The organism is Isoptericola sp. NPDC060257, from assembly GCF_042726645.1.
GTDB classification, from domain to species: Bacteria; Actinomycetota; Actinomycetes; order Actinomycetales; family Cellulomonadaceae; genus Isoptericola; species Isoptericola nanjingensis.
Window position 1 is genome coordinate 1 of the sequence record NZ_JBHXAW010000340.1, and the last position, 4,049, is coordinate 4,049.

Annotated in this window: 4 protein-coding genes; 2 read left to right on the top strand and 2 right to left on the bottom strand. The window is 75.5% G+C overall.

Annotation, left to right across the window (positions count from 1 at the left end; genetic code table 11):
* Window positions 1-24: 24 nt before the first annotated feature.
* Entirely contained in the window at window positions 25-1,695 is a 1,671-nt protein-coding gene (locus ACFWEK_RS19540; RefSeq protein ID WP_430555116.1) for a glycerophosphodiester phosphodiesterase, read from the bottom strand.
* Window positions 1,696-1,827: 132 nt separating this feature from the next.
* Between ACFWEK_RS19540 and ACFWEK_RS19545 the strand changes: the two genes are divergently transcribed.
* Together ACFWEK_RS19545 and ACFWEK_RS19550 are read left to right on the top strand one after the other, a co-directional pair.
* The gene (locus ACFWEK_RS19545; protein ID WP_430555117.1) at window positions 1,828-2,172 is read left to right on the top strand and encodes a TraR/DksA family transcriptional regulator; all 345 of its coding nucleotides are present in this window, start codon (window positions 1,828-1,830) and stop codon (window positions 2,170-2,172) included.
* Between the two features lie 84 nt (window positions 2,173-2,256).
* Window positions 2,257-3,066, top strand: coding sequence for a uridine kinase (locus ACFWEK_RS19550; RefSeq protein ID WP_430555118.1), 810 nt, complete (start codon window positions 2,257-2,259; stop codon window positions 3,064-3,066).
* A 16-nt stretch (window positions 3,067-3,082) separates the two neighbouring features.
* Here the strand turns inward: ACFWEK_RS19550 and ACFWEK_RS19555 are convergent, their stop codons facing one another.
* Window positions 3,083-3,820: a VOC family protein gene (locus ACFWEK_RS19555; protein ID WP_430547868.1), complete on the bottom strand. Its 738-nt coding sequence runs from the start codon at window positions 3,818-3,820 to the stop codon at window positions 3,083-3,085.
* Window positions 3,821-4,049: the final 229 nt, after the last annotated feature.

The window sequence follows — 4,049 nt, forward strand, 5'->3', positions numbered from 1 at the left end:
GGCAGATCGCTTGCTGGAAGGCAGTCAGGCGCGGAGGTCGGCGATCTCCGCCAGGAGGGCGTCGCGCTGCTCGGCGTCGTCGACGTGCTTGGTCACGACGCGCTCCAGGCGGTCCCAGTCCTCCTGGGCGAGGGCGGAGAACAGCTGCTGCGCCTGCCCGGTGGACAGGTCGAGCGCGGCGAGACGGGCGAGCAGGCCGGGGCCGGGCTCGGGCTCCGGGTCGGCCTGCTCCTGCGCGGCCTTCCAGCCGACGAACGCGCCGGGGCGGTTGGTGATCATGCCCTCGACGCCGAGGTCGGTGAACCGGGTCCAGTCGGCGGGCGAGTCGACCGTCCACACGAAGACGCCGACGCCGGCGGCGTTGAGGTCCTCGACGACGGACGGCCGGGTCGCCAGCGCCGCGCCGGACGGGTTGTAGTACGCGGCGTGCAGGCGCTCCGCCGTCGCGACCGGGTCGGCGTCGAGGGTGCCGCGCAGCAGGCCGAGCGGGATCTGCGGTGCCCGGTCGTACGCGTACTCCAGCGCCTTCTCGTCGAACGACTGCAGCACCACGCGGTCCTCCAGGCCGGCCTCGAGGATCATGTCGACCGTCCGGTTCACCTCCTCGCGGGTCTCCGGCCCCTTGATCTCGAGCAGCAGGTCGGAGCTGCCGGTGTCCATGAGGTCGAGCACCTGGGCGAACGTGGGCACCTTCTCGCCCGTGAACGCGGGGCTGAACCACGACCCCGCGTCGAGGGAGCCGAGGTACGGCGACCGCAGGAACTCGACGTCGCCCGTGCCGCCCGTGGTGCGGTCGACGGTCTGGTCGTGCAGGACGACGGGGACGTCGTCGGCGGTGGTGTGCACGTCGATCTCGACGTACTCGGCGCCCGCCTTCATGGCGGCGGCGTAGGCCGTGAGCGTGTTCTCGGGGTTGACCGACGAGTAGCCGCGGTGCGCCGCGGTGACGGGCAGGTCGCCGGGCTCGTTCACGACCGGCTTCGGCTCGAGCTCCGTGACGACGACGTCGTCGATGCTGACGCGCGCGCCGTCGGCGGCGAACCCGAGCACGCCGTCGTCGGTGCGGCCGATGCGCCCCTCCAGCACCTCCTGGCCGCCGTACACCCAGGTGGCGTGGTTGCCCTGCACCTCGATGGCGATCTGCACGTCCTTGCCGACGCCGGCGTCCGACGGGGCGGACGCCGTGGCAGGCACGTTCCACGCGTTCCCCGCCGTGCGCTCGGCCAGCTCGATGCCGTTGCTCGCCGTCGTCGTGGAGCGCATGGCGGCCTGCCACCACGGCACCCCGCCGGCGGGGTCGATGTCGAGGATCGGCGCGAGCCAGCGCGCCGCGTTGTTCACGGCCTCGAAGCGCACCGTGGCCTCGAGGCGGTAGTTCTCCAGGTGCGGGCCGAACGTGACCCGCCCGATCGTCGACGGCTCGCCCACGAGACGGCCGTCCTGGACGGCCCACGCACCCGTCCCGACCTGCCAGCCGTCGGGCAGCGAGCCGTCCGCGACGTCGTCGAAGTCCTGGGCGTAGACGACGTCGCCGGGCGCGCTGGACAGGGGAGCGGCGGCGGTCGCGACGGGCGGCGCGACGACCGTCGCGGCGAACGAGGCGACGGACACCCCCGCGGCGACGGCGAACGCGAGCGTGGCAGAGACGGTGCGGGTGCCCGGTGGGGCGAGCAGCATGCGGCGGCGGGCGGTCATGGTGGTCCTCCTGGCGGGTTCCTGGCAGGTCGCCGGGCACGTTAGGAGGGCCGGGTGTCCGGTCCGGGGCCGCGCGCGTGGCCCGTCGATGACCGTCGGGAGAACTTCCGGTGCCGGTGCGAGACTGCGGGGATGACCGACCGTGCGGATGCCGACGCCCGCCTGCGGGCGCGCCTCGCCGAGGTGACCGACCGCCTCGCAGCGCAGCGCCGCGCCGTCGACGGGATCGTCGAGTCCGCGCGCGACTCCAACGCCGACGACGAGCACGACCCCGAGGGCGCGACGCTCGCGTGGGAACGGCAGCAGGCAGCGGCGATCGCGTCCGAGGCGGAGCGCGAGCGGGACCAGCTCCTCGCCGCGCTCGACCGCGTCGCCGCCGGGACGTACGGCGTCTGCGAGGTGTGCGGCCGGCCCATCCCTTCCGCGCGGCTGGAGGCGCGGCCGGCTGCCACCCGCTGCGTCGAGCACGCGCGCTGAGCGCCGGACGACGCCCGGCGCGGCACTTCCGGCTCCCGGCGGCAGTTCGAGCTGCCGCGTCGGGCGCGAACTGCCGCGCCGAGCGTGCGTCAGCGGGCGTGGGTGCTCATCCCGCGCCAGGCGACGCGGAACGTGATGGGGGCGTCCGGGTCGGACGCGCCGGGGTCGGCGGAGGCGGAGCTCGAGCAGCCGGCGATGGCGCGAAGGATCGCGTGGTGGAAGGCAGGGCGGTGGCAGCATGTCCGGGTGCGCGTGGAACCGGTGTCCGTCGAGGGTGTGGTGACGCACGTCGTCGAACGGGTGCTGGCCCGCGGCGGACGAACGGACCGGCCCGCCGACGGCGCCCGGCCGGTGCGGCTGCTCGTCGACGGGCACCCGTCCACCCGCCCGGAGGCGCTCGCGGACGCGCTGGTCGAGCCGCTGCGCGCGGCGGGGCGCCCGGTCGCCCGCGTGCGCGTCCGGGACTTCCTGCGGGCCCGGTCGTTGCGGCTCGAGCGCGGCCGCCGGGACCCCGACGCGCTGCTGGAGGAGTGGATCGACGTCGACGGCCTCGACCGGGAGGTGCTGCGGTCGGTCGTGACGCGCGGCCGCTGGCTGCCGAGCCTGCGCGACCCGGACACCGGCCGCTCCACGCGCGCCGCGTACGAGGACGCGGCGCCGGGCACCGTCGTCGTGCTCGACGGGTCGCTCGCGCTGGGCCGCGGGCTCGACGTCGACCTGGCCGTGCACCTGGCGCTCCGGGCCGCGACCGAGACGCGGAACACGCCGCTCGACGACGCGTGGACCCTCGCCGCGTACGGGCGCTACCGCCGCGAGGTGCAGCCCGAGCGGCGCGCGGACGTCGTCGTCCGCGTGGACCACCCCGAGCGGCCCGCGCTGGTGCTGCCGGACTGACCTGCCGGGCCGACGATCAGCCGGTGCAGAGGCAGAACGGGTGCCCGGCGGGGTCGGCGAAGACGCGGAACGTGTCCTCGCCGCCGGGCAGCCGCGTCGCCCCGACGGCGAGCGCCGCCGTCTCGGCCTCGTCCAGGCTCTGCGGGCCGACCTGCAGGTCGAGGTGCAGCTGCTGCGGGAACTCCGGGTCGGGCCAGCGCGGCGCGGAGTAGCCCTCCACCTGCTGGAAGAGCAGGGCCCGGTCCCCGCCGAGCATCGCCATCCCCTCGGCGTCGTAGACGACGGGGTCGCCGAGGATCCCGGACCAGAACGCGGCGGCGGCCGAGGCGTCCGGCACGTCGAAGGTGAGGCCCATGAGCGTCAGGCCGTCGTTGTCGGGCGCGTGGCACAGGTCGAACGGATGCCCGGCGGGGTCCGCCAGGGTGGTCCACTCCGGGTTCTCGCGCAGCACCGTGGCGCCCAGGCCCACCGCCTGCTCGACGGCGGCCGCGACGTCCGGCACGCGCAGGTCGAGGTGCGCCTGCTGCGGGTGCTCCTGACCGGGCCATCGCGGGGGCACGAGGTCGGGCGCGGGCTGGAACGCGAGGGACCAGCCGTCGGGGGTGTGCAGCGTGATCCAGTCGTCGCCGTCCCCCTGCTGCTCGACCTCCGCGCCCGTCAGACGCTGCCAGAAGTCGGCCGCGACCGGTGGTTCGGGGACGTCGAAGACCACCGCGTCCAGGGCTGCGACCCGCGTCGTCGTCTCGTCGCTCATGGGCCCAGCGTGCCGCGATCCTCCGACACGCGCAGCGCGCCAGGGGTGTACACCGGCGCCGGGCAGGGCGATCATGCTGCTCACCGCCGTCGGACGCCCTGGGGGCCGCATGATCGTCGCACCGTTCGGTCGCTTCACCGAGGGCCGGGTCCCGGACCCGGGGATCGCGCGGCTCTTCACGCGCGAGAACCGCTGGCAGGCGCGGCTCGACGTCGAGGCGGCGCTCGCG

Excerpts from the sequence above, each read along its gene's own strand:
- ACFWEK_RS19540 (WP_430555116.1), bottom strand. The coding sequence starts at position 1,695 with ATGACCGCCCGCCGCCGCATGCTGCTCGCCCCACCGGGCACCCGCACC.
- ACFWEK_RS19545 (WP_430555117.1), top strand. The coding sequence starts at position 1,828 with ATGACCGACCGTGCGGATGCCGACGCCCGCCTGCGGGCGCGCCTCGCC.
- ACFWEK_RS19555 (WP_430547868.1), bottom strand. The coding sequence starts at position 3,820 with ATGAGCGACGAGACGACGACGCGGGTCGCAGCCCTGGACGCGGTGGTC.